The organism is Streptomyces sp. NL15-2K, from assembly GCF_030551255.1.
Taxonomy (GTDB): domain Bacteria; phylum Actinomycetota; class Actinomycetes; order Streptomycetales; family Streptomycetaceae; genus Streptomyces.
Map to the genome: position 1 here is coordinate 7504480 of NZ_CP130630.1, position 23468 is coordinate 7527947.

At 70.5% G+C, this 23468-nt stretch carries 24 protein-coding genes and 3 pseudogenes; 15 read left to right on the forward strand and 12 right to left on the reverse strand.

What is annotated here, in order from left to right; genetic code table 11:
- Window positions 1-66: 66 nt before the first annotated feature.
- Genes Q4V64_RS33950 through Q4V64_RS33960 form a run of 3 tightly spaced genes read right to left on the reverse strand, consistent with a single transcriptional unit; the run spans window position 67 to window position 1595 of the window.
- The gene (locus Q4V64_RS33950) at window positions 67-471 is read right to left on the reverse strand and encodes a nuclear transport factor 2 family protein (RefSeq protein ID WP_124439422.1); all 405 of its coding nucleotides are present in this window, start codon (window positions 469-471) and stop codon (window positions 67-69) included.
- Entirely contained in the window at window positions 468-1430 is a 963-nt protein-coding gene (locus Q4V64_RS33955; protein ID WP_124439421.1) for a PDR/VanB family oxidoreductase, read from the reverse strand. Before Q4V64_RS33955 ends, Q4V64_RS33950 begins: the two co-directional genes overlap by 4 nt.
- Window positions 1431-1439: 9 nt before the next feature.
- Window positions 1440-1595 carry a hypothetical protein gene (locus Q4V64_RS33960; protein ID WP_172629142.1) on the reverse strand — a complete coding sequence of 52 codons (156 nt, stop codon included), beginning with the start codon at window positions 1593-1595 and terminating at the stop codon, window positions 1440-1442.
- 241 nt (window positions 1596-1836) lie between these two features.
- Between Q4V64_RS33960 and Q4V64_RS33965 the strand changes: the two genes are divergently transcribed.
- Window positions 1837-2478: a TetR/AcrR family transcriptional regulator gene (locus tag Q4V64_RS33965; protein WP_124439420.1), complete on the forward strand. Its 642-nt coding sequence runs from the start codon at window positions 1837-1839 to the stop codon at window positions 2476-2478.
- Between the two features lie 450 nt (window positions 2479-2928).
- Here the strand turns inward: Q4V64_RS33965 and Q4V64_RS33970 are convergent, their stop codons facing one another.
- On the reverse strand, window positions 2929-3435 hold the full coding sequence (locus tag Q4V64_RS33970) for a MarR family transcriptional regulator (RefSeq protein ID WP_124439419.1): 507 nt from the start codon (window positions 3433-3435) through the stop codon (window positions 2929-2931).
- A gap of 147 nt (window positions 3436-3582) precedes the next feature.
- On the opposite strand from Q4V64_RS33970, the pseudogene Q4V64_RS33975 reads away from it, so the two are divergent.
- Window positions 3583-3684: pseudogene (locus Q4V64_RS33975) on the forward strand (NmrA family NAD(P)-binding protein); the annotation flags it as partial.
- Window positions 3685-3739: 55 nt separating this feature from the next.
- Window positions 3740-4180: a DUF6069 family protein gene (locus Q4V64_RS33980; protein ID WP_124439417.1), complete on the forward strand. Its 441-nt coding sequence runs from the start codon at window positions 3740-3742 to the stop codon at window positions 4178-4180.
- Between the two features lie 46 nt (window positions 4181-4226).
- Here the strand turns inward: Q4V64_RS33980 and Q4V64_RS33985 are convergent, their stop codons facing one another.
- Window positions 4227-5108: a LysR substrate-binding domain-containing protein gene (locus tag Q4V64_RS33985; protein WP_124439416.1), complete on the reverse strand. Its 882-nt coding sequence runs from the start codon at window positions 5106-5108 to the stop codon at window positions 4227-4229.
- A gap of 71 nt (window positions 5109-5179) precedes the next feature.
- On the opposite strand from Q4V64_RS33985, the gene Q4V64_RS33990 reads away from it, so the two are divergent.
- From Q4V64_RS33990 to Q4V64_RS34000, 3 genes are read left to right on the forward strand one after another with little or no spacing between them, the layout of a single operon-like run.
- Window positions 5180-6385 carry a thiolase family protein gene (locus tag Q4V64_RS33990; protein WP_124439415.1) on the forward strand — a complete coding sequence of 402 codons (1206 nt, stop codon included), beginning with the start codon at window positions 5180-5182 and terminating at the stop codon, window positions 6383-6385.
- On the forward strand, window positions 6382-7077 hold the full coding sequence (locus tag Q4V64_RS33995) for a 3-oxoacid CoA-transferase subunit A (protein WP_124439414.1): 696 nt from the start codon (window positions 6382-6384) through the stop codon (window positions 7075-7077). Before Q4V64_RS33990 ends, Q4V64_RS33995 begins: the two co-directional genes overlap by 4 nt.
- On the forward strand, window positions 7074-7766 hold the full coding sequence (locus tag Q4V64_RS34000) for a 3-oxoacid CoA-transferase subunit B (RefSeq protein ID WP_303713472.1): 693 nt from the start codon (window positions 7074-7076) through the stop codon (window positions 7764-7766). Before Q4V64_RS33995 ends, Q4V64_RS34000 begins: the two co-directional genes overlap by 4 nt.
- Window positions 7767-7785: 19 nt before the next feature.
- Here Q4V64_RS34000 and Q4V64_RS34005 read toward each other — a convergent pair.
- The 3 genes and pseudogenes from Q4V64_RS34005 to Q4V64_RS34015 form a co-directional block, all read right to left on the reverse strand.
- Window positions 7786-8789: pseudogene (locus tag Q4V64_RS34005) on the reverse strand (IS5 family transposase).
- A gap of 162 nt (window positions 8790-8951) precedes the next feature.
- The gene (locus Q4V64_RS34010) at window positions 8952-9332 is read right to left on the reverse strand and encodes a nuclear transport factor 2 family protein (RefSeq protein WP_124439403.1); all 381 of its coding nucleotides are present in this window, start codon (window positions 9330-9332) and stop codon (window positions 8952-8954) included.
- Window positions 9333-9357: 25 nt separating this feature from the next.
- Window positions 9358-10530 carry an FAD-dependent monooxygenase gene (locus tag Q4V64_RS34015; protein ID WP_172629139.1) on the reverse strand — a complete coding sequence of 391 codons (1173 nt, stop codon included), beginning with the start codon at window positions 10528-10530 and terminating at the stop codon, window positions 9358-9360.
- Between the two features lie 82 nt (window positions 10531-10612).
- Between Q4V64_RS34015 and Q4V64_RS34020 the strand changes: the two genes are divergently transcribed.
- Window positions 10613-11344, forward strand: a complete 732-nt coding sequence (locus Q4V64_RS34020) for a TetR/AcrR family transcriptional regulator (RefSeq protein WP_124439401.1) — start codon at window positions 10613-10615, stop codon at window positions 11342-11344.
- Between the two features lie 277 nt (window positions 11345-11621).
- On the opposite strand, the gene Q4V64_RS55395 is transcribed toward Q4V64_RS34020, so the two are convergent.
- The 4 genes and pseudogenes from Q4V64_RS55395 to Q4V64_RS34035 form a co-directional block, all read right to left on the reverse strand.
- Window positions 11622-12467, reverse strand: coding sequence for a carboxypeptidase regulatory-like domain-containing protein (locus Q4V64_RS55395; RefSeq protein ID WP_301184508.1), 846 nt, complete (start codon window positions 12465-12467; stop codon window positions 11622-11624).
- 45 nt (window positions 12468-12512) lie between these two features.
- Window positions 12513-14069 (reverse strand): annotated as a pseudogene (locus Q4V64_RS55400) (MFS transporter); the annotation flags it as partial.
- A 137-nt stretch (window positions 14070-14206) separates the two neighbouring features.
- On the reverse strand, window positions 14207-14677 hold the full coding sequence (locus tag Q4V64_RS34030; RefSeq protein WP_253266879.1) for a MarR family transcriptional regulator: 471 nt from the start codon (window positions 14675-14677) through the stop codon (window positions 14207-14209).
- Window positions 14678-14794: 117 nt separating this feature from the next.
- Window positions 14795-15436 carry an XRE family transcriptional regulator gene (locus tag Q4V64_RS34035; protein ID WP_124439399.1) on the reverse strand — a complete coding sequence of 214 codons (642 nt, stop codon included), beginning with the start codon at window positions 15434-15436 and terminating at the stop codon, window positions 14795-14797.
- A gap of 146 nt (window positions 15437-15582) precedes the next feature.
- On the opposite strand from Q4V64_RS34035, the gene Q4V64_RS34040 reads away from it, so the two are divergent.
- The 8 genes from Q4V64_RS34040 (at window position 15583) to Q4V64_RS34075 (ending at window position 23459) form a co-directional block, all read left to right on the forward strand.
- Window positions 15583-16104, forward strand: coding sequence for a flavin reductase family protein (locus tag Q4V64_RS34040; protein WP_124439398.1), 522 nt, complete (start codon window positions 15583-15585; stop codon window positions 16102-16104).
- Window positions 16101-16985, forward strand: coding sequence for an MBL fold metallo-hydrolase (locus tag Q4V64_RS34045; protein WP_124439397.1), 885 nt, complete (start codon window positions 16101-16103; stop codon window positions 16983-16985). Before Q4V64_RS34040 ends, Q4V64_RS34045 begins: the two co-directional genes overlap by 4 nt.
- Entirely contained in the window at window positions 16985-18232 is a 1248-nt protein-coding gene (locus tag Q4V64_RS34050; protein WP_124439396.1) for an amidohydrolase family protein, read from the forward strand. Before Q4V64_RS34045 ends, Q4V64_RS34050 begins: the two co-directional genes overlap by 1 nt.
- 119 nt (window positions 18233-18351) lie before the next feature.
- Window positions 18352-19143: an ABC transporter ATP-binding protein gene (locus Q4V64_RS34055; protein ID WP_253266877.1), complete on the forward strand. Its 792-nt coding sequence runs from the start codon at window positions 18352-18354 to the stop codon at window positions 19141-19143.
- A complete protein-coding gene (locus Q4V64_RS34060) occupies window positions 19140-20027 on the forward strand; it encodes an ABC transporter permease (protein ID WP_253266876.1) in 888 nt (295 codons plus the stop codon). Before Q4V64_RS34055 ends, Q4V64_RS34060 begins: the two co-directional genes overlap by 4 nt.
- Before the next feature lie 56 nt (window positions 20028-20083).
- Window positions 20084-21256, forward strand: a complete 1173-nt coding sequence (locus Q4V64_RS34065; protein WP_124439395.1) for an ABC transporter substrate-binding protein — start codon at window positions 20084-20086, stop codon at window positions 21254-21256.
- Window positions 21256-22677 carry an FAD-binding oxidoreductase gene (locus Q4V64_RS34070; RefSeq protein ID WP_124439394.1) on the forward strand — a complete coding sequence of 474 codons (1422 nt, stop codon included), beginning with the start codon at window positions 21256-21258 and terminating at the stop codon, window positions 22675-22677. Before Q4V64_RS34065 ends, Q4V64_RS34070 begins: the two co-directional genes overlap by 1 nt.
- Window positions 22674-23459 (forward strand): creatininase family protein, encoded by a 786-nt coding sequence (locus Q4V64_RS34075; RefSeq protein ID WP_172629138.1) that lies wholly within the window; start codon window positions 22674-22676, stop codon window positions 23457-23459. Before Q4V64_RS34070 ends, Q4V64_RS34075 begins: the two co-directional genes overlap by 4 nt.
- Window positions 23460-23468: the final 9 nt, after the last annotated feature.

Genomic DNA, 23468 nt, shown 5'->3' on the forward strand with positions numbered 1-23468 from the left:
TGAACCCTCATGTCCGTTCATCGAACAGCCGCGTGCGTGAGGGCAAGGCGGTCGGCCTTCCCGGCCTCAGGCCGGCGGCATGCGCTTGGACTGGTGCATGTGCGCCAGGCGCCAGCCCTCCGCGGTCTCCTCCCAGACCCGCGTCACCGCTTCCTGGACCGGGAACGGCGGGAGGTTCTCGTCGAAGACGATGTGCATCTCCTGGAGGCACGTGGTGATCGCGGTGGTGCCGTGCACCGTGATGCTGAGATCCTCGGCCTTCGCGAAGACGTGGCGGCGGCGGGTCCAGGTGAAATGGGCGAAGGTCTTGCCGTCGTCGATCTTTCCGACCGGGCCGTGGACGGCCTGGCTGTCCCCCAGCATGAGGGCGGTCATCGCTTCTTCGCCCTCGGTCAGAGCCACGAGCCATGCGGCCTCTGCCTGCTCGATCGCCTGGATGGCCCCGTTGGTCGAGGTGAACGTGGTCGTCATAGGTCCAGCTCCAAAATCGGTGAGTGTGCTCTCGATGAGCACGTGGTGAACATGCCGTCGGCGCGCTCATGGTCGGTCAGGACGTCGTCGCGGTGGTCGGGCTCTCCGGCCAGTACGCGCACGGTGCACTCGCCGCAGATTCCCTGCTGGCAGGAGTAAGGGGCGTCGACGCCGCCCGCGAGCAGGACGTCGAGGACGTTCTCGCCTTCCTTGATCTCGTACTCGCCCCCGGACTTGGCGAGCCGCACAGTGAATGCCCCGCCGGCCGTGTGCGCGGCGGCGTCCTCAACGGGTGCGAAGCGCTCCATGTGGATCGTTTCGGCAGTCCATCCCGCTTGGCGTGCGCAGGAGATCACGAAGTCCATGAAGCCCCCGGGTCCACAGACGTAGATTGCCGTCTCCGGGTCGGGCCGGCCGATGTCGGTGGCGACGCTGAATCGCTGGTCGTCCGGGCCGTCGTCGAAGTGGAGCCGAACGTGAGGGTTGTGCTCCAACTCGTCGATGAACGCTGAATCCGTCCGGCTTCGAGCGCAGTAGTGCAACTCGTACTCCGCGCCCCTGGCTTCGAGCGCGTGCGCCATGGCCAGCAGGGGAGTGACCCCGATACCGCCGGCCACCAGCAGATGGCGACGTGCTTCGTCCGAGACTGAGAACCTGTTCCGCGGAAGGGAGATCCGCAGCCTGTCGCCCTCGCGAAGTCGATGCATCCCCAGCGAGCCGCCGCGCGACGCCGTCTCGGCCAGCACCGCCAGCCGATATCGGGCGCGGTCGTGCGGCGGCCCGCACAGGGAGTACTGGCGGACCAGCCCGGCGGCACCGTCCACCAGTACGTCGACATGGGCGCCGGCGGCGAACTCCGGAAGCTCGACGTCGTCGGGACTGACCAGTTCGAGCACCACGATCCGGGCAGTCGCGTCGCGCCGGGTGACCACGATGGTCTCGAGCCACTCGTTGCTCATGGTTCCTGCTCAGCTGCCGACGGTGGCCGGGGCGTCGGCGTTGCCGCCCGCCGGGCGCTTGCCGAGGGTGAAGCGGCCGGACTCGGTGCGGTGGACCTCCGACGCGTCCTGGGCCAAGCGCTCGGGATCGTTCGTGCGGATCGAGCCCTCTGAAGTGGTGGTCATCGTTGTGTCTCCCGTGCGGCTCGGGCGCACGTCAGTGGCGCGGGCAGGCTGTGAAGGATCACCTGCGAGGGCACCGTCATGTGTGCGACCCTCGAAATTAAAACGTGATTCACATTCGCATTTCTTCTCGCAGTGCGTCAAGAGTCACGTTCAGGTGCTTCCTTGGCTGGGAGCGCCGGGCGCCGGGCGCCGGGTGCGGAGCTTGCTGGAGCGGATGTCAGCGGCGTATACGCTGGGGCGAGTGAGTACCGAACCGTCACTCGATCTGCCGCCGCCGCAGCAGGCGCGCAGCCGGCTTACCCAGCAGCGGATCATGGAAGCAGGTGCGGCCCTCCTCGAAGAGGGCGGCACCGAGGCGCTCACTGTCGCGGCCGTCGCTGCTCGAGCGGGTGTCTCGGTGGGCAGCGTCTATCGACGGTTCGCCGGCAAGGACCGCCTGATCGCGGCTCTGCAGCACGACATGATCGATCGGTTTCGCGCTGACATCATTCGCCGTTTTGCTCCCCGGCGCACAGAACCGGCCGCGCTGGTCGCCTCGGCGGTCGCCGGGCTCACCGAGACGTTTCAGGCGCACGAGCGCCTGATGCGCGTCTTCATCACCGCGGGCACCACCGATCCCGCAGTGGCTCGCATGGGGTCCGAGGCCGGCGTTGACGCCGGCGAGGTCTTCCGGCGCTTCCTGGAGCCGATCGCGCCGATGGTCGACGCGCCGGAGCCGGAGTTGCGCCTGGATGTCGTCTACCGCTTGGTGTTCGGGGCCTGTATGAACCGCACGCTGCACGGCGAACACTTCGAGTCCGCCCGACCGCTGACGTGGCGTCAACTCACCGAGGAGCTCGTGGACATCGCCTGCCGGTACCTCCTCGGCGCGCCGGCGCAGTAGGCTCCGAGCCTCCTGATGCGAATGTGAGAACTGCTTCACATCCGCGGCCGGGCGGCTGCATACTGGCCGGGCTCCTGGCGCCTCCGGAATCAGGATCGCCTGGACTGAGGGCGCCCAGGGACTCCACGCCGGTCGTCGGCGGCGTGCCGATCGTGACGGCCGACGGGGAGGTCATCGGCGTGGGCGGGGCGGACGACGTCACTGACGACCGCATCGCGCAGCAGGCTCGCGATTCCGTCGCGAAGATCGTTGCGTAGGCCTTCCTCCTGGTCGGCAAGGCGGCGATGCCGACTGATCGGTAAGCCGCCGATGCCGAGCCTCGCCGCAGTCGCCGCGACCCCTGGGTGTGGCTGACTCACGCGTGCCTGTCGGCGCGCCTGACCTTGCATCGCGCGACCATGCGGCCGCCTTTCCCGCCAGGCCGGCTGCGACGACTACTGGCGGCCCTGGCTACGGCGGCCCCAAGCCGCGGCCGCCGTCGCAGTGGTCGGGGTCGATGGCGTGCAGGATGCGTCGGCCGATGTGGGCGAGCTGTTTGACCTGCGCCTTGGTCAACGGGTCGAGCACCAGTCGGCGTACTTCCGCGACGTGGCCGGGGGCAGCGCTGACGATCTTCTCGTACCCCTCGTCGGTCAGGGTGGCCAGGGTGTAGCGGCCGTCGGCCGGATCAGGGCGGCGTTGGACGTACCTCTTGCGTTCGAGCCGGGCCACGACCTGGGAGAGGCGAGAGAGCGAGCCCTCGGCGAACGCGGCGAGCGCGCTCATGCGCAGTTCCCGCTGCGGCGACTCCGACAGCGACGCCATCACCCCGTACTCGAAGTGCGTCAGCCCTTCGTCGCGCAGCTGCGTGTCGAGCGCGTGTTCCAGGCGCCGCATGATGCCGACCAGGCCGAGCCAGGCGCGACGTTCCTCCTCGTCAAGCCAGCGGGGCGCCTCGTCGGCGGGGGTGTTCGTCATGCCCTCCAATGTACCGGCGCTTCAAGCTTGAAGTGAATCCGCCTTATCTTCACTTGAAGGCTGAAGTTATTGCCGCTACGTTTGAGTTAATGCTTGAAGTGACTGCCCGGGGTTCCGAGCAGCGCCGAAGCCTTGAGGAGTCCCCCCATGAAGCTGCTCGTACTCGGCGCCACCGGTGCCACCGGGCGCTTGGTCGTCGATCAAGCCCTGGCCGCGGGCCACACCGTGCGCGCACTCGTCCGCTCACCCGCCGGCTGACCCGGCCCGCTCCCGGCCTCGCCCTCACTCGATCCGGAGGAACACCATGAGCCACCAGCTCGCCGCCCACCCGGCCCGCCCCAGCGGCCTCGTCGTCGCCGGCGGCCTGATCGGCACCGTCGCCGTCGCCGTCGCCCTCAACGCCATCGTCGCCGCGATAGCCCACGCCGCCGGCGCCTCGGACGACTTCGACGCTCTCCAACTGCCTGCCTATGGCTCCTTCACCGTCATCGGCGTCCTGGCCGCCGCTGCCGCCTGGGCGATCATCCGCGCGCGCTCGGCACACCCGGCCCGGTTGCTGCGCACCCTCGTGCCCGCCGTCGTGATCGTCAGCCTGATCCCGGACATCATGGTCGGCATCTCCGGCAGCCAGCCCGGCACCAGCTGGGGTGCCGTCATCGCCTTGATGGTCATGCACGTCGTTGTCGCCGCCGTCGCCGTCCCCGCGTACCAGCGGCTCCTCCCCCTCCCCGCCACCCAGGACTGACCATGTCGCGCCACGCGGGGGGCCGTGTCCGGCGTCGGTGGACGTGTCAGAACATCGCCTGGATGATCCCCACGGTGCGCGCCAGGTGCGGCTCGGAGCGGTCCGCGCGGTGGGCGACGGCCAGCTCCACGCGTGCGTCGGCCCCGGACAGCGGTCGGTAGGCGACGCCGTCGAGCGCCAACGCGGTCACGGGCTCGGGTACGACGGCGACGCCGAGGCCGCCGGCCACGAGCGTGACCAGCGTCGAGGTCTCGCCGACCTCATGGCGGATGTGCGGCTCGACACCGGCGTCGCGCAGCAGGCCCAGCACCACGTCGTACATCACCGACCGGCGGTCGGCGGAGTGCACGATCAGGTCGGCACCGGCCAGGTCCACCGCCCGCAGCCGTTTCCGGCGGGCGAGGGGGTGGTCCACCGGTACGGCGACGACGAGCCGGTCCCGGCGCAGAGTGTGGACGGTGAGGGAGAGGTCGGCCGCCGGAGGGCGCAGCAGCGCGACGTCGATCGCGCCCGTGCGCAGCGCCTCGACCTGGTCGGGCGCGAGCATCTCGCCGCGGAAGGAGAAGTCGACGCCGGGAAGCTCCTCCGTGAGCCGCCGCGACAGCGCGGGCAGGAGGCTGTACGTCGCCGAGCCCACGCACCCGATCGCGAGGTGACCCACCGCGCCGGCGGCGACGAGCCGTGCGTGGTGGGTGGCCTCGTCGACGTCGGCGAGGATCGCGCGCGCCCGCTCGAGGTAGGCCCGGCCGGCCTCGGTGAGGTCGACGCGGCGTGTGGTGCGGTGGAGCAGTTCGACGCCGAGTTCGGCCTCGAGCTGGCGGATCTGCGTGGACAGGGGCGGCTGGGCCATGTGGAGCCGCTCGGCGGCGCGACCGAAGTGGCGTTCCTCGGCCACCGCCACGAAGTACCGCAGGTGACGCAGATCCATATGTCGTCCGTATCAATTGGCTCGAATATGCGTACTTCAGAATATCGCGGCCCCGGATTAGCGTCTCTGCCATGAGTGCTTTCATCTACGCCGCGACGCGGACGCCGTTCGGCCGCTTCAACGGCGCGCTGGCCGGCGTGCGCCCCGACGACCTCGCCGCCGCCGCGATCACCTCGACGCTCGCCCGGGTGCCGGGCCTCGACCCCGCCGCGATCGACGACGTGGTGTGGGGCAACGCCAACGGCGCCGGTGAGGAGAACCGCAACGTCGGCCGCATGGCGGCGCTGCTCGCCGGGCTTCCGGTGAGCGTGCCCGGCACCACGGTCAACCGGCTCTGCGGCTCGAGCCTCGACGCGGCGATGACGGCCAGTCGCACGATCGAGTCCGGCGACGCCGAGGTCGTGCTGACCGGCGGCGTGGAGTCGATGACGCGTGCGCCGTGGGTGCTGCCCAAGGCGGCGAAGCCGTTCCCGGCCGGCGACGTCACCGCGGTCTCGACCACGCTCGGCTGGCGGCTGGTCAACCCGCGGATGCCGAAGGAGTGGACCGTCAGCCTCGGCGAGGCCAACGAGCAGCTCCGGGAGCGCTTCGGGATCTCCCGCGAGCGGCAGGACGAGTTCGCCGCCCGCTCCCACCGACTCGCCCACCAGGCCTGGGAATCGGGCTTCTACGACGACCTGGTGGTGCCGGTCGAAGGCGTCGACCTGGCCCGCGACGAGGGCATCCGAGCCGGGTCCACGCCGGAGGTCCTGGCCGGGCTCAAGCCGGTCTTCCGTACGGCGGAGCAGGGCGGCACCATCACGGCGGGCAACGCCAGCCCGCTCAACGACGGTGCCTCCGCGGTGCTGTTGGGCAGCGAGAGGGCCGCGGCCACGATCGGGGCCGACCCGATCGCCCGTATCGCCGGCCGAGGTGTGATGGCGCTGGAGCCGCAGGCCTTCGGCTACGCCCCCGTCGAGGCCGCGAACCGTGCGCTGGCCCGGGCCGGGATCGGCTGGGACCAAGTGGGCGCGGTCGAGCTCAACGAGGCCTTCGCCGTGCAGTCGCTCGCCTGCCTCGACGCCTGGAAGGTCGACCCCGGCATCATCAACCAGAAGGGCGGCGCCATCGCGATCGGGCACCCGCTGGGCGCCTCGGGCGGCCGCATCCTCGCCACACTGGCCAAGGTGCTGCGCGAGAGGAAGCAGCGCTACGGCGTCGCCGCGATCTGCATCGGGGTCGGCCAGGGGCTGGCCGTCGTACTCGAGAACTGCGATGTCACGGAGACGGCCCAGTGAGCCGGGCGGAGATCGTCGAGAGCGCGGATGCGGCGGTCGCCGGGATCGAGGACGGCTCCACCGTTCTGGTCGGCGGCTTCGGCCTGGCGGGCATGCCGTTCGATCTGATCGACGCGCTCATCCGGCAGGGTGCGAAGGACCTCACGATCGTGTCCAACAACGCCGGTAACGGTGAGGTCGGGCTGGCCGCGCTGCTGGCCGCCGGCCGGGTGCGCAAGGTGCTCTGCTCCTTCCCGCGCCAGGCCGACTCCTGGGTCTTCGACGGCCTCTACCGCGAGGGGAAGATCGAGCTCGAGGTGGTGCCGCAGGGCAACCTCGCCGAGCGGATGCGCGCGGCCGGTGCCGGTATCGGCGCGTTCTACTGCCCGACCGCGGTCGGCACGCCGCTGGCCGAGGGCAGGGAGGAGCGTGAGATCGACGGTCGCAAGTACCTGCTGGAGTACCCCATCAGGGGCGACTACGCGCTGATCGGCGCGCACGTCGCGGACGCGATGGGCAACCTCGTCTATCGCAAGACCGCCCGCAACTTCGGACCGGTCATGGCCACGGCCGCGACGACGACCATCGTCCAGGTCGACGAGGTCGTCGAGCCCGGAACGCTCGACCCCGAGGCCGTCGTCACCCCGTCCATCTACGTCGACCGGGTCGTCCAGGTGAAGGCCCGCCACTACACCGTGCAGGGGGCCCGATGACCACCACGTCAACCACCACGTCGAGCGGCCAGGCGTACGCCGGGGTGCCGAGAAGCGCCGAACACCGGCTCTCGACGGACGAACTGGCCGCCGTCATCGCACGCGACATTCCGGCCGGCGCCTTCGTCAACCTCGGTATCGGGCAGCCCACCAAGATCGCCGACCACCTGCCGGCCGACTCCGGGGTGGTACTGCACACCGAGAACGGCATGCTCAACATGGGCCCCAAGGCCGAGGGCGACGCGGTCGACCCCGACCTGACCAACGCCGGCAAGGTCCCGGTGACCGAACTGCCGGGGGCGGCGTACTTCCACCACGCCGACTCCTTCGCGATGATGCGCGGCGGGCACCTCGATGTCTGCGTCCTCGGGGCCTACCAGGTCGCCTTCAACGGCGACCTCGCCAACTGGCACACCGGCAAGCCCGACGCCATCCCTGCCGTCGGCGGTGCCATGGACCTCGCCATCGGCGCCAAGGACGTCTACGTGATGATGACGCTCTTCACCCGCTCCGGCGAGCCGAAGCTCGTCCCGCAGTGCGCCTACCCGCTCACCGGCGTCGGCTGCGTCAGCCGCGTCTACACGGACCACGGGGTCTTCGACGTCGGCCCCGACGGCGTACGGATCCGGGAGACGTACGGCGTCAGCGCCCAGGAGCTGGCGGAGCGACTGGGCATCACGCTGTCCTAGGGCCTGTGTGACGTTGTGATCAACCTGTCGCCTTCAGTAGATCGTTGATCCAGATCATCGAGGCGCGGAGGTAGAGGCCGGCGAGGTAGCTCTCGGGCGTCTTGTCGTATCGAGTCGCGATGCCCCGCCAGGCCTTCAGCTTGTTGATCAGGCGCTCGACGGTGTTCCGCTCCTTGTAGAGACCGGTGTCGTGACCTGTGGGCCGGCCGCCCCGGCTGCCTTTCTTCTTTCGGTTGGCAGCCTGGTCCCTCTTCTCCGGGATGACGGCCTTGATGTTGCGTTTTCGCAAGTAGGAACGGTTGGCGCGGGATGAGTAGGCCTTGTCCGCAGCGACAGCGCCAGGCCGGGTCCGGGGACGGCCGACAGGCAGACGGACCCGCACCTTCTGCAGCACGGGGACGAACTGCGGGCTGTCGGCGGCCTGTCCTGCGGTCAGGACGAACGACAACGGACGGCACTTGCGGTCCGCGGCGAGATGAACCTTGCTCGTCAGCCCGCCACGGGACCTGCCGAGCAGGGCTTCCTTCAGACGGAGCTTGCGCCGTCGCCTGACGTGCCGCCGCTCTTCCCGCCCGGGCGTGTCGCTTCCGTCCTGTCCGTTCTGTTCCGGCGGGCCGCCCCCTTTTGCCAGGCCCGTTCCTGGTCGGCGGCGGCTTCCTCCAGGGCGTCCATGACCTCCTTGCCGATGCACATCCCGGCGGCGTCGTGGTGGGCCCGGGCGGTGGTGGAGTCCACGCTGACCAGGGACAAGTCCGTCTTCCCCTGGCGGGCGGCCTCAGCGATCACACCTTCCAGCAGTGCGGTGAAGACGCCGGCGTCCCGCCAGACCCGGAAACGGCCGTAGACCGTCGGCCACGGGCCGAACCCGCCCGGCATTTCCCGCCACTGACTGCTGGTGCGGAACCGCCAGATCACCCCCTCGAACTGCTCACGCAGCCGCTCAGGGTACGGACCGCACTCGCCTATCGGCAGGAACGGTTCGATCAACTGCCACTGCTCGTCGGTGAGTTGCCTTCGCGTCACGATCGTCTTCCTACCGGATCTGCCTTCCAGAGGGATCCGGATCGGCAAGATTGATCACAACGTCACACAGGCCCTAGACCGTGTCCTTGTGTGATCGTTCCCTGCTTGCGGGACGGGAACCGGCCACGATCGCCACCACCGGCTCCCGCCCCGTCCGGCCGGTCAGGCGCCCTCGCTCTCCAAGCTGAGCACCCGCAGCTCCCTGATCAGCCCGTCCGCGTCGACCGTCACGTGCTCGATGCCGCCTTGGGACCCGAGTTGGCCGTCGGGAGTGCGCCAGGCCGCTATGAAGCGGACCTCGATCGTTCCGTCGTCGAGCACCGTGGTGGTCCACACATGCTTGCTGTCGGCCATGTCCGAGTAGAAGCGTCGGTAGAACTCCGTGATGCCGGCCATGCCGGTCACCGGGGGCATTTCGCCGAACTGCACGGTGGCCTCCTGTGCGAACACAGACCCCAGCTCCCGCAGTGTTTCCGGCTCGTGCACCGCACGGTCGACGAGCGTGATGTAGCGATCGACTACCGCCTCGGTCGTCTGAGTCATTTCATTTCCTCTTTCTCGTGAGGTGTCAGCCCATCAGGGCTTTGCCGAGCTTGGCGCCGACCGGGGTGGAGGCGGCGCGGATCAAGGTGCTGCGGGCGATGCGGCCGACGCGGTTGGCGGGCATGAAGAAGTGCCGCATGCGCAGGGCTTCCTTCTGGTAGCGGGTGACGAGCGGGCGCAGTTGCTGCTCCCAGCTGCCCAGCGCGGTCGGCAGGTCACCGTGTTCGGTGAGCAGGCGGGCCAGCAGTTCGGCGCCGGCGATGCCCATGCCGGTGCCCTGGCCGGAGTGGAGGGTCATGCACCAGGCGGAGTCGCCGAGCAGGAGCACCCGGCCCTGGCTCCAGCGGCTCAGGTGGATCTGGCTGACCTGGTCGAACAGGACAGACTCGGAGCGGTCCATCGCCTCCAGCATGGCGGGCACGAGGTCCCCGCCGAAGCCGGCGAAGGCCTGGCGCAGGGCGGCGGAGGGCTTCTTGCGGATCTCGGCGGCGGGCCAGTCGGTGCGGTAGAGCAGGAAGGCGACCGGGGGGTGGTCGCGGTAGCTGTTGATCCAGGCGGAGCGGCCGGGGGCGGTGGCGACGGCGACGTCGCCGTCCCGCATGCCGGGCAGCGGGCCGTCCATGACGCAGGCGGCCACGACGTGGTCGAAGTCCTTGCGGTAGAGGTCTTCGGGGCCGAAGACCAGGGAGCGGACGGTGGAGTGGATGCCGTCGCCCCCGATGAGCAGGTCCGCGCTCTCCACGGACCCGTCGGTGAGGGTCACGGTCACCTGCTCGCGGTCCTGGGTGATGGCGGCGGGCCCGGTGCCGTAGCGGATCTCCACCAGGTCCTGGACCGCCTCGTACAGGACACGCTCCAGATCGCTGCGCAGCAGCATCCGCATCGGGGTGCCGTTGACCTGTTCGGGAAAGGTCAGGCCGGGTGTGAGGCGTCCGCGGGAGTCGACTTCGAACGCGCGCCCCTCGGGGTCGCGGCGGTCCGGAAGCGAGTCCAGGAGGCCGAGGCGTTCGGCGGCGGTGTAGCCGGGGCCGTTGAAGCGGACGAAGTAGCCGCCGGTACGGCGTTCGGGGGCCCTCTCGATGGTCAGGGGCTGCCAGCCGGCCCCGTGCAGGCTCAGGGCCGCGGCCAGACCGGAGATGCCGGATCCGACGATGAGGGCACGGCGGGCGCCCCGTGGGGGGAGCGACGAAGAGGTCATGCCTCGACCATACTCTTGATCGATACTGGATGACCAGTTTCGAAATTTGGTCACGCGATGAGTAGGGTGGGATGCTGTGCTCATGACCCTGGATCGCCTGGCCGCTTCCCCGCAGGCCGACGACGAACGCGCCGAGCGCATCCTGGCCGCCGCGCGCGAGCTGCTGTTGGCGTGGGGCTACAAGCGGGTCACCGTCGATGAGATCGCCCGCCGCGCCCGTATCGGCAAGGGCACCGTCTACCTGCACTGGAAGACGAAAGAGACGCTGTTCACCGAACTGCTGCGGCGCGAGCTCCACGAGCTGCTCGGCATCCTCGCCGCCGGAATCGAGCAGGACCCGTCCGCCGCCCTGCCCAACAGGCTGGTCCGGGAGGTGTTCCTGCAGCAGACCCGCAACCCTCTCGGCCGGGCCATCCATGCCGGTGACAATGAAGTCCTCGGCGCGCTCGCGGTCACCGCGAACGGCCTTCCCGTCATCCGGGAACTCGGCTTCCACACCCTGCTCGCCCGCCTCGTCGACGTATGGCGCGCGCATGGGCTGGTGACCGTCACAGCGTCGGCGGCGGACCAGATCTACACGATCGACGCGGTGCTGACCGGGTTCATGACGGGGGGCATCGCCGTCCCCCCGAGCGAGGAGTTCCCCCCGGACCACCGGGCGGACCTGCTCGGCCGCACGATCGAAGCAGCCCTCGAACCCTCCGCCGGGCCGGACGAGGTCACCCTCCGCGCAGCCGCTCAGGACGTTCTCGCCGCCTTGGCAGCCGCCCAGGGCACGCTCGCCGAGGCCCGCTCGCGCTCGGCGTCCCGCTGAGCGGCAGGCGTCCCGCTGAGCGGCAGGAGCCCCGCCGGTCGGGCAGGCCGGACTACGAAGGCACAGGGGCTGCGGCTCATCCCCGTGAATCCCCGTGACTTACGGCAGTCCCGGCCACGGAGAGACGCCTGAGGAGGTTCCCGGCGGCAGCGGCGCGTGGTGAATCCCGGACCGGTGGCGGCAGGCCGTCCCTTGCCGTTGCCGACCACCGGGTCCGGGGTCCCTCACCGCCGGGCCGGGCGCGCCTCCGCTCTTGGCGCGTCCGGCCCGGCGGCTGTCACTCGCCCGGGTGGGAGAGCTCGATGTCGTGGCTCTCCGCACCCGAGCCGTGCACGGTCAGGCTGGTGGCCTTCGGCGGGTAGCCGGCCGCCATGATCGTGTACTCGCCGCCGTCCAGGTCGGTGAAGGCATAGGTGCCGTCCTCGCCGGTGGTCGCGCCGGCCACCACGTTGCCGGCCGCGTCGAGGAGCGTGATCCGCGCGTCGTTCAGCGGCCGGCCCGCCGCTTGGACCGTGCCCTGCACCTGGAGGCCGGAGAACAGTTCGACCTCGGTCCTGGTGACGCCCTGCCCGGCGATCTCGACGGGCAGCGCGATCGGCCGGTAGCCGGCCGCGGTCACCGCGAGGGTCAGCTGGCCGGGCACCAGCTCGGCGAAGCTGAAGGTGCCGTCCGTGTCGGTCAGCCCGGCGGCGAGCACGTCGCCGCGCACGTCGGCCGCGACCACCATGGCGCCGACGACCGGCTTCTTGTGGTCGGCCGACCTGACCGTGCCGACCAGGCCGCTGGTGCCGGAGAGCAGGATGTCGTACGAGACCGGCTCGTCGCCGACCACCACCGTGGAAGCCTGTGGCTGGTAGCCCTCGGCGGAGGCGATGAGCACGTAGCTTCCCGCGCCCGGCGCGTCCACCGTGTACGAACCGTCCGGGTGGGCCACCACGCGGCCCACCTGCCGCCCGCCCAGTGAGATCAGGGTGACGGCTGCCTGCGGCACGGGTGTCGACTCGGCGCCGATGACGTGGCCGCTGACGGGGATGCCGCCGGAGGCCCGGACCGCGGCAGTGGCTCCCGCGGTCGCCGCCGGGACGGGCGAAGTGTCCGTGGCGGGCGCTGCCGGGCTCGGCACGTTCTCGTCGTTCTCTGTGCTGTCGTGGTTCCCGTCCGCCCGGCCTCGGAGGCCGAGCGCCGCGAGGGCGGCGCCCAGGAGCGCGAGGATGCCGGTGACCAGGACGGCGGTGTGAACGCCGTTCATGAAGGCGGTGTGGCTGCCCTCCACCACGGCCGCCCGGAGCTGTGCGGGCATCGCGTCGGAGACCGGGGCGACGCCCATCGCGACCGCGTCCTTCGCCTCCTCGAAGCGAGCGGCTGCCGAGTGGGGCACGCCGGCGTCGGTCAGCGAGTCGGTGAGTGTGGAGCCGACGCGGCTGCTGATGATGGAGACGAGCACCGAAGTGCCGAGCGCTCCGCCGACCTGGAGCGAGGTGGCCTGGAGGCCACCCGCGATGCCACCGTCCTTGACGGGGGCGTTGCCGACGATCGCGTCGGAGGACGCGGACATCACGATGCCGACGCCGAGGCCGAGCGCGGCGAACGGCGGCCACATGGTGGCGTACGAGGAGTCGGCGCTCCACGAGAGCATCGCGAACGCGGCGCCGGCCTGGAGCACCATCCCGAGCGGCATGGTCAGCCGCGGGCCGAACTTCTCGGTGAGCTTCGCGCCGAGCGGCGAGGCCACCATGGAGACGAGGCTGAGCGGCAGGGTGCGCACACCGGCCTCGACGGGCGTGAAGCCGCGTACGTTCTGCAGGTACAGCATCACGAAGAAGATCGTGCCGAGCAGCACGAAGAAGTTCAGCGCGGTGACGAACGTACCGATGGTCAGGGCCGGGTTGCGGAACAGCCGCATGGGCAGGAGGGGGTGCGCGACGCGGGTCTCGTACCAGCCGAAGAGGACCAGGACGACGACACCGCCGACGATCGCGCCGAGCGTGCCGGCCGAAGTCCAGCCCCACGTCTCGCCCTTGACGACGCCGAAGACGACGGCGAGCAGTCCGAGCGCGAGCAGCACGACGCCGGGCACGTCGAACTTCTCGCTCGCGGCAGCCTCGTTCCTGGACTGCGGCAGCACTACGAGGCCGAAGACGAGGGCGATGACGCCGATGGGGGCGTTGATGTAGAAGACGGACTCCCAGTTGACGTGCTCGACGAGCAGTCCGCCGACGATCGGGCCGAGCGCGGTGGAGACGGACGAGATCATCGCCCAGATGCCGACCGCCATGCCGAACTTCTTCGGCGGGAACACGGCACGCAGCAACGCGAGGGTGTTGGGCATCAACATCGCGCCGAAGAGGCCCTGCAGGGCCCGGAAGGCGATGACGCCCTCGACAGAGCCGACGAGACCGATCGCAACGGACGCGAGGGTGAATCCGACGACGCCGACGAGGTAGACCGTACGGCGCCCGAGGCGGTCGCCGAGCTTGCCGCCGAGGATGAGGGCGGCGGCGAGGGCGAGCAGGTAGGAGTTGGTGACCCACTGCAGTTCAGCGGTGGTGGCGTTCAGGTCGCGGGCGATCTCGGCGTTGGCGATCGAGACGACGGAGCCGTCGAGGCCGACCATGAACAGGCCGAACGCGACGGCGACCAGCGTCAGCCAGGCGTTGGCGCGAACACCGCGGGGCTGGGGGTCGGATACGGAAGGGGGCGCTGTGGAGACAGCGGTGACAGACATGTGTGTGAGCTGTCCTCGGGACGTGTGGCGCGCCGCTGGGGCGCGTGGACATGTGGGGGAAGCTGTGCACGGGAGCGGCACACCCAGCCCCGCCGCAGGGGCGGCAAGGGCAGCAGGCGTACGGGAGCCCGGACCGGTCAGGCGGAGTCGTCGCGCAGGCGCCGGGTGAGAGCTTCGAGGGCGCCGAGCGCCGAGCCGAGGGCGTCGAGGTCACCGTCGGTGAGAGTATTCAGCGCGGACGCGAACTGCGCCGCCGCGATGTTCTGGACCTCGCCGATGCGTTGACGCGCCTTGGCGGTGACGCACAGGTGCGCCACACGCTTGTCGGTGTCGTCCTGATGCCGTTCCAGCAGGCCCGCTTCGGTGAGGCGGGTGACCAGGGCGCTGACGTTGTTCGGCATCATCCGCAGCGCCTGGGCCGCCTTGTGGACGGTCGCGCCGTCGTGCTCGGCGACGTACTGAAGCAGGGTCAACTGCCGCTCGGGGAGCTTGGCGTAGGGCAGTTGCCGGTCGATGCCCTGCTTGATGTACCGGTTCAGCGCAGGCAGGCACGCCACGAGGCCTGCGGCCACATGGTCGACGCCCTGGATGGGGCGAGCCTCACTGATTCCGGTCACGACGCCAAGTTACCTATGACAAGAAACCTATGTCAAAATACTAATTGATGGTCCCGGCCGGACACCTGCGCACGGACCGGACTGCGAACGGACCGGACCCTGCCGGCGTCAGGAGTGGCGGTCCGCTTCCCCCGTCGCGTTCTGAACGGTGAGGAGCCGCACCTTTGAACCGTCACCGACGGCACGCCAACGGTGGGGAGTGCCTCCGGGGTAGCAGATGCTGTCTCCCGGTCCGAGCACGTGGAGACGGGGTCCGTCCGCGGTCTGCAGGTCGATCTCGATCTCACCGGCCACGACGTAGACGAACTCGTCGCCGGGGTGGTCGTAGTACTCCTCGAACCCCTCCCGGGTCCCGGTGTACTCCACGGGGTGGACGGAGTAGGCGGGGGCGCCGAGCATACGTGCCGTGCCGCCGGGGTTGGCCACGGGCAGGCCCTCGCCCGAGCGCACCAGGTGGACGGAGTCGGCCGAGGCGCCGGGATGCCGCACCGCCGCCGCGGCCATGAGTGCCTGCTGTGTGGTGCCGAGAGCGCGGGCGATGCGGTGCAGGGACGGCATGCTCGGCCGGGTCAGACCCCGCTCCAGCTGGCTGAGGAACGGGTGGGAGAGGGCGGCGCGGTCGGCGAGCTGGACGAGGGTCAGGCCCCGCTCCTTGCGCAACTTGCGGATCGCACTGCCGAGTTCGGCGCGCAGCGGTGCGTCCGCGTCCTCGGCGGTGGGTGACGTGCTGTTGGCGGGTTGGGGCGGCATGGCAGGAATCCTAAAGGGTGGGGCCGACGGGCCGTTGGGCTCCTGAAGGCGGCCGGGGGAGAGGTTTTACGCCGGCGAAACACCAGGACTTTACGCTCGATGTTGATGGCACGAACATTCTACCTCTCAGCCCCAAGGGAGCCCTCATGGCTGCGGCCACTTCCGACCGTCCCGTCGACTCCCGGCCGGACTCCGCCTTCCTCGACGCCATGGCCGCCCTGGCCGGGGGCGTCTGTGTCGTCACCGCCCTGACCGCGAAGGGGCGCCCGGTCGGCTTCACCAGCACCGCCGTCATGAGCCTGAGCCGCGAACCGCAGCTGCTGGCCATCGGGGTGGGCCGTCGCGGCCGTACGCTGCCCACGCTGCTCGGCGGCCGCACGTTCGCGCTGAACATCCTGCATGCCGGCGGTGAGCACATCTCCCGGCGCTTCGCCGACTCCTCCGCGGACCGGTTCGCGGAGGTGGAGTGGTCGGCCGAGGAACGCGGCGGACTGCCGCTGCTGCTCGCGCACAGTTCGTACGCGGTCCTCTGCCGTATCGCGCGCGACCTCCCGGCCGGGGACCACCAGCTGATCGTCGCGGCCGTCGAGGGCGTCGTGACCGGGACCGGCGGACCGACCGCCCTCGTGCACCACGACCGCCGCTATCACGCGCTCGGTGCCGCGTGAGCGGGCCCGACTGGTTCCAGGTCGCCGAGACCGGCCCGGGCGCCTTCGTGATCGCCGAGCCGGGCCACGTCAACAGCTACCTCCTGCTCGGCGACGAACTGGCCCTGCTCTACGACACGGGCATGGGCGTCGGCGACATCGGCGAGCAGGTGCGACGGCTGACCCGGCTGCCGCTGCTCGTCGTCAACTCCCACCACCACTTCGACCACCGCGGCGGCAACGCCTCCCTGGCCGGGCACGCCGAGGACATCGCCGTACACACCGATGGCGCCGCGCTGCACACGGCTCCGGCTCCGCGCGAGTGGCTGGAGGCGTACGCGCACATCGCGCACGGCCTGCGGAAGCGGTACGAGGAGTTCCGTGCCCTGGACACCGGCGGGTTCTTCCTGACCGACTCCCGCGTCGAGGTGCGGCCGGTGCCCGACCTGGCCGACTGGCGCATCGAGGCCGTACGCCCCACCCGGCTGCTGCGCGAAGGAGACGTCCTCCACCTGGGCGGCCGGAGCCTGAAGGTGCTCCACACCCCCGGGCACTCGCCGGACGGCATCTGCCTGTGGGAGCCGGAGACGGGGTTGCTGCTGGCCGGGGACACGCTGATCAGCGGTACCTTCTTCGCCCATGTACCGGGCGCCGACGTGAAAGCCTTCGCCGGCTCGACGCGCCGCCTCGCGGAGCTGCCCGTCACCACCGCGCTGCTCGGCCACAATCTGCGGCACCGGGAGTCGGCGGATTTCGTCGGCCGGGTCGCCGAGGCGTTCGCGGCCGTGCGGGACGGCCGCACCCGCCCGTACCCCTCCACCGACATGTTCGGCGCCCCCGTACGCCGTCATGACTTCGACGGCTTCGCGGTGCTCACCGCGCCGCACGGAACGGACCGCTGATGTCACCACTTCTGCTGCGTGGCGCGCGGCTGCCCGACGGAGACGTCCGCGACCTCCTGCTCGACCCGGACAGCGGCCTCGTCGCCCGGGTCGCCCCGCCCGGAGTGCTTCCTTCCGGCCCCGATGAACTCGACCTGACCGGGCATCTGCTCCTGCCCGCCCCCGCGGAACCGCACGCCCACCTGGACAAGGCCCTCACCTGGGATCTGGCGCAAGCATTGCCTGCCGGGGCACCAGCGGGCGCCCTGCCCGGAGACCTGTCCTCCGCCGTCACCGCCTGGCGCGCGTACGCCGCGCGGGTCACCGAGGAAGACGTGTTCCAGCGCGCCGGGCGGGCGGTCGACGAGTTGCGTGCGAACGGTGTGACAGCCGTCAGGACCCACGTGGATCTCCTCACGGACAACGGCAGCTACCGCGCCGGTGATCCGCTGCGCGGCCTGCGTGCCCTGCTCCGGCTGCGCAGACAGCTCCGCGGCCGCGTACGACTCCAGATCGCCGTCCTGCACATCGACGCCCCGGACGAGCTGCTGCACCAGGCCCTCGACCTCGGCGCGGACCTGCTGGGCGACTGCCCCCACCTGTCCGCCGACCCGGCCGCGTCCGTGGAACGCACCCTGCGCATCGCCGCCGAGCACCAGGTCGGGGTCGACCTGCACGCGGACGAGACCCTCGACCCGGGCGCGCAGGATCTGCGCCTGCTCGCCCGTGCCGTGCGGGAGCGCGGCTTCGTCTCCGGCGTCACCGCGAGTCACTGCGTCAGCCTCGGCGCGGTGGAGCCGGAGGAGGCGGCCCGCACGGCCAAGGAGGTCGCGGCCGCCGGGATCGGCGTGGTCGCCCTCCCGCTGACGAACCTCTACCTCCAGGGCCGCGACCGTCCGTCGTCCACACCGCGTGGTCTCACCGCCGTACGCGCCCTGCTGGACGCGGGCGTGACGGTCGCGGCCGGCGGTGACAACATCCGGGACCCTTTCAACCCCGTGGGCCGGGCGGATCCGCTGGAGACCGCGTCCCTGCTGGTCACGGCCGGCCATCTCACGCCGGGCGAGGCGCTGCACGCGGTCACCGCGGGCGCCCGTGCCGTCCTCGGGCTGCCCGAGGCCGGCCCGTACGAGGGTGCCGTCGCCGATCTGCTGGCGGTGCGCGCGCAGACCGTGTCGGAGGTCCTCGGCGCGTCCTGTCCCGAGCGGCTCGTCTTCGCCGGCGGGCGGCTGGTCAGCCGTACGTCGGTGGTGCGCGAGCTGTACTGAGGGTCCGGGAACCTGTCCGGGAATCTGCTGAAGCCGCCCGCCCGCCCGTTCCCGACGAACGGATACCGCCGTGACACCGGTCCGAAACAATCAATGTTCATGCTATCAACATTCGCACTGTGGCACTGAAGGGAGCTGATGTGCCGACCACCGCCGAACAGACACTCGAAGCGACACTGGAAGCGACGCTGCGATTCGAGAGCGTCGACAAGCACTTCGCCAACGGGACCACCGCCCTCACCGGCCTCGAACTCTCCATCGCACCGGGCGAGTTCGTCGCCGTCGTCGGCCCCTCGGGCTGCGGCAAGTCCACCCTGCTCCGCCTCGCCTCCGGCCTGGACACCGCCACTGGCGGCACGGTCCATGCCCCCGCGGACTCCCTCGGCTACGTCTTCCAGGACCCGACCCTGCTGCCCTGGCGCACCGTCCTGGCCAACGTCGAACTCCCCGCCGAACTCACCGGAACCCCGAAGGCCGAACGGCGTGAACGGGCGCTGGACGCCCTGCGCCTGGTGGGCCTGGAGGGCTTCGAGAAGCAGCTGCCGGGGCAGCTGTCCGGAGGCATGCGGATGCGCGTGTCCCTGGCCCGTGCCCTCATGGCACGGCCGTCGCTGTTCCTCTTCGACGAACCGTTCGGCGCCCTCGACGAGATGACCCGCCTGCGCATGCAGGAGGAACTCCAGCGCATCTACGCCGAGACCGGCTTCGCCGCCCTGTTCATCACCCACTCGGTGACCGAGGCCGTCTTCCTGTCCGGCCGGGTCGTGGTGATGTCGGCACGCCCCGGCCGGATCACCGCCTCCTTCGACGTCCCCTTCCCCCATCCCCGCCCGGCCGAGCTGCGCTACGACCCCGAGTTCGGCCGCATCGCCGGCGAGGTCTCGGCGGCGCTGCGTGGAGGATCCGAGTGAGCGCCCACATCACGGCCACCGACCGGACCGAAAAGGCCGTACCGGCAACGGACTTGCCCCAAGCCGAGCCTCCGGCCCGCGCACGCCGGCACCGGATCCGGATCCGGCCCGTCACACTGCTCACGCCGCTCGGTTCGCTCGGCGCGGCCATCGGCGTCTGGTACGCCGCCACCTATCTGCTGCTCAGCCCCGACCGGCGCTTCCTCGTCCCGCCACCCCACCAGGTCCTCACCGTGTCGTTCCTCGACTGGACCCATCTGCAGCCGATGCTCCAGGCGCTGCGGCTCACCGCCCAGGTGGCGCTCGTCGGTCTGCTCATCGCCTCCGCGCTGGGCGTGACGGCGGCGGTGCTGATGAGCAGGGCCCGCTGGCTGGAACGCTCCCTGTACCCGTACGCGGTGGTCCTCCAGACCGTGCCGATCCTCGCGATCGTGCCGCTGGTCGGCCTCTGGTTCGGCTTCGGATTCACCAGCCGCGTGGTCGTCTGCGTCCTGATCGCCCTCTTCCCGATGATCGCCAACACCCTGTTCGGCATCCAGTCGGTGGACCGCACCCACCACGACCTGTTCACCCTCCAGCGGGCGAGCCGCTGGGCCCGGCTGCGCAAGCTCGAACTGCCCGCAGCGCTGCCTTCGATCTTCACCGGGCTGCGCACCTCCTCCGGCCTGTCCGTGATCGGTGCGATCGTCGGTGACATGTTCTTCAAGCAGGGCGAACCCGGCATCGGGACCCTGCTCGACGTCTACCGCTCCCGGTTGCAGTCCGAGGACCTGTTCGCCGCGATCATCCTCGCCTCACTCTTCGGTGTCACGGTCTTCGCCTTCTTCACCCTCGTCGCGCGGCTCGCCGTCGGCTCCTGGCACGCCTCGGCCGACCGGCCGTAACCCCGCCGCTGCCCCCGCCCTCCGCTCATCTCCCCCCGTCCCTCAGGGAGTCAGTCATGCCCTCATCCGCCAGACACGCCGCTGTTTTCGGCGTTTCCTCCGCAATCGCCCTGGTATCGATCACCGCCTGCGGAAGTGGCTCCACCGCCTCGACCGGTTCCGCCGACAAGCTCCAGGCAGCCCCCGCCGCCCAGCGCCTGACCGGCGTCTGCCCCAAGACGGTCGTCGTCCAGGTCGACTGGGAGCCCGAGGCCGAACACGGCCCCCTCTACCACCTCGTCGGCCCCGGCCACACCGTCGACACCGCGAAGAAGCGGGTCACCGGCCCGCTGGTCATCGACGGCAAGGACACCGGCGTCGACATCCAGATCCGGGCCGGCGGCTCCGCCATCGGCTACCAGAGCGTCCCCTCGCAGATGTACGTCGACAAGAGCATCACCCTCGGCACGGTCACCACCGACGTGGCCATCACGGCATCCGCCAAACAGCCGGTCACGGCCGTCGCGGCGCTGATGAAGAAGAGCCCGCAGGTCCTGATGTGGGACCCCGCCACCCACCCCGACTGGAAGACGATCGCGGACATCGGCAAGTCGAACGAGAAGGTCGTCTACGTGGACGGCAGCACCTACGCCTCACTGCTGGTCGCGAAGGGCCTCATCAAGAAGAGCCAGCTGGACGGGAGCTACGACGGCGCACCCGCCCGCTTCGTGTCCAACCCGGGCATCGCCCAGCAGGGCTTCGCCACCGCCGAGCCGTACATCTACGAGCACGAGGTGTCGGCCTGGAAGAAGCCGATCAAGTACCAGCTGCTCGCGGACGTCGGCTTCAACGTCTATCCAGAAGCCCTCTCGGTGCGCAGCGGTGAGCTGAAGTCGCTCAGCCCCTGCCTGAAGAAGCTCGTCCCCGTCCTGCAGCAGTCGGCCGTCGACTTCGCGGCCGAGCCGTCGGCGACGGTCAAGCTCATCAGCGACCTGGTGCAGCAGTACAACACCGGCTGGGTCTACTCCGAGGGCACCGGCACCTTCGCCGCGCAGCAGATGGTCAAGCTCGGCATCCTCGGCAACGAGGCCGACGGCAGCATCGGGAGCTTCGACATGAAGCGCGTCGACTCCATCCTGAAGACCTTCACCCCCCTCGTCGAGCAGAGCGGCGCCAAGGTCGAGCCGGGGCTGACCGCCGAGGACCTGGCGACCGGCGAGTTCATCGACACCTCGATCGGATTGAAGTGATGACGACCGGAAACCTGACCGCTCTCACCGAACTCGTCGACGACGAACGAGCGACGACTGCGACGGAACGTCAGCCCACGCCCGGCATCGAGGAATTCTGCGCCCAGGCCGCCGAGCTCCTCGGCGCCGACGGATCGATCCGCGATCCGGCCGCGCGGGAGAAGGCCTCCTGCGACTGGGCGCACATGTCGCCCATCCTGTCCGCGAAACTCCCCGCCGGGCACGCCGAGGCGGTCCTGCGCCCCACCTCGCACGAGCAGCTCCCGGGCATCCTGGCCCTGGCCCACCGCCACCGCATCCCCCTCACCCCCCGCGGCAAGGGCACCGGCAACTACGGCCAGGCGATCCCGCTGTACGACGGTGCCGTGCTCGACCTCACCGGCTGCGGCCGCGTCCTCGACGCCGGCGACGGCTGGATCCGCGCCGAGGCCGGGGCGAAGATGTCCGACCTCGAAGCCCACGCCCGCACGCTCGGCCAGGAGCTGTGGATGTTCCCGTCCACCTTCGGCACCACCCTCGGCGGCTTCCTCTCCGGCGGCAGCGGCGGCACCGGATCCCTCGTGCACAAGACCAACAGCGACGGCTTCGTACGGGAGCTGACCGTCGTACCCTGCACGGCGGACGCCGAGCCCTTCACCGTGCGGGAGTCGGACGCGCTGCCGTACATCCACGCCTACGGCACCACCGGCGTCATCGCCACCGCGACCGTACGGCTCCAGCGGGCCCGCACCTGGACGGGGCTGTTCGCGGCCTTCGCCGACTGGGCGTCCGCCACCGCCGCCCTCTCGGCGCTCGTACGGCTGGAACCGGCACCGCGCCTGGCCTCGCTGGACGAGGCCGGCCTCGTCCGGGTCTACCCGCCGGACCCCGCTCTGGACCCCGCGGCCCTGAGCCTGCGCGCGATCATCGAGGAGGAGGCGGTCGACCAGGCACGGGCGATCGTCCAGTCGTACGGCGGCAGCGTCCTCGACGTCCGGCCCGCACCGGACGGCCCCGCGCTGATCAGCTCGATGTCCTTCAACCACCCGACCTACCACCTGATGAAGGCCGAGGACGGCTGGTTCCACCTGGAGATCGGCGGCGACGTCCTGCTCGGCGACACCACCGAGATCAGGAAGGTCTTCCCGGACACCCTGCTCCACCTGGAGGGCATGCGCTCCGGCACGGTCGGCATGCTCATGGCCCGTTACCAGGACGAGCAGACGGTGTACGACGGCATCGCCGCCCTGGGTGCTCTGGGTGTCGGCGTGCACAGCCCGCACAACTGGTACGTCGACCGCCGCCTGGACCTGGTACGGGAAGCGGCCCGCACCGCCGACCCGCTCGGCCTGCTCAATCCCGGCAAGATTCCCGCCGCTTCCGAGGAGACCGCTTCCGAGGCGACCGTTCCCGAGGCGACCGTTCCCGAGGAGACCCCGTGACCTTCACCCGGTTCATCGACCTCAGCGGCCCGGAGATCGAGCGGCTCGGCGGGGACACCGTCGCCGTACTGCCCGTCGGCGCGGTCGAGCAGCACGGGCCCCATCTGCCCGTCGCCACCGACTACTACATGGCCGAGGCGGTCGCGGAAGGCGCCGCCCGGATCGCGGGGGAGAGCTGCGACATCACGCTGCTGCCCGGGCTCGCCTACACCAAGTCCGACGAACACGCCTGGTCCGCGGGCACATTGTGGCTCAGCGCCCGCACCCTGTTGTCCGTCCTGGACGACCTCGGCCGCTCCCTGACCGCCGGCCCCGTACGGCGGCTCGCCTTCCTCAACGCGCACGGCGGCAACAGCGCCCTGCTCGGCGTCGCCCTGCGCGAACTGCGCACCCGCCACGGCCTGCGCACCTTCCTGCTGCACGCATCCCTCCCCGCCGACCAGGGCGGCACGTCCCCGGCCACGGAGTACGGCATGGGCGTGCACGGCGGGCTCAAGGAGACCGCCGCCATGCTGCACCTCCGCCCGGACCTGGTGGACATGGCCCGGGCCCGCCGCAGCGTCCCCGAACACCTCACCTCGTACGAGCACATCGGCTTCGGCAAGCCGGTGTCCTTCGGCTGGACCAGCGACGACTTCGCCACCGGCAACGGCCTCATCGGCGATCCCACGGGAGCCACGCCCGAACTCGGCCGCAAGCTCGTCGACGCGTCCATCGCCGCGGCCGCCGCCGCGTTGCGCGAATGCGCGCGCTTCCTGCCCGACCGCCCCTTGCCCTCCTAGGGAGCCCGC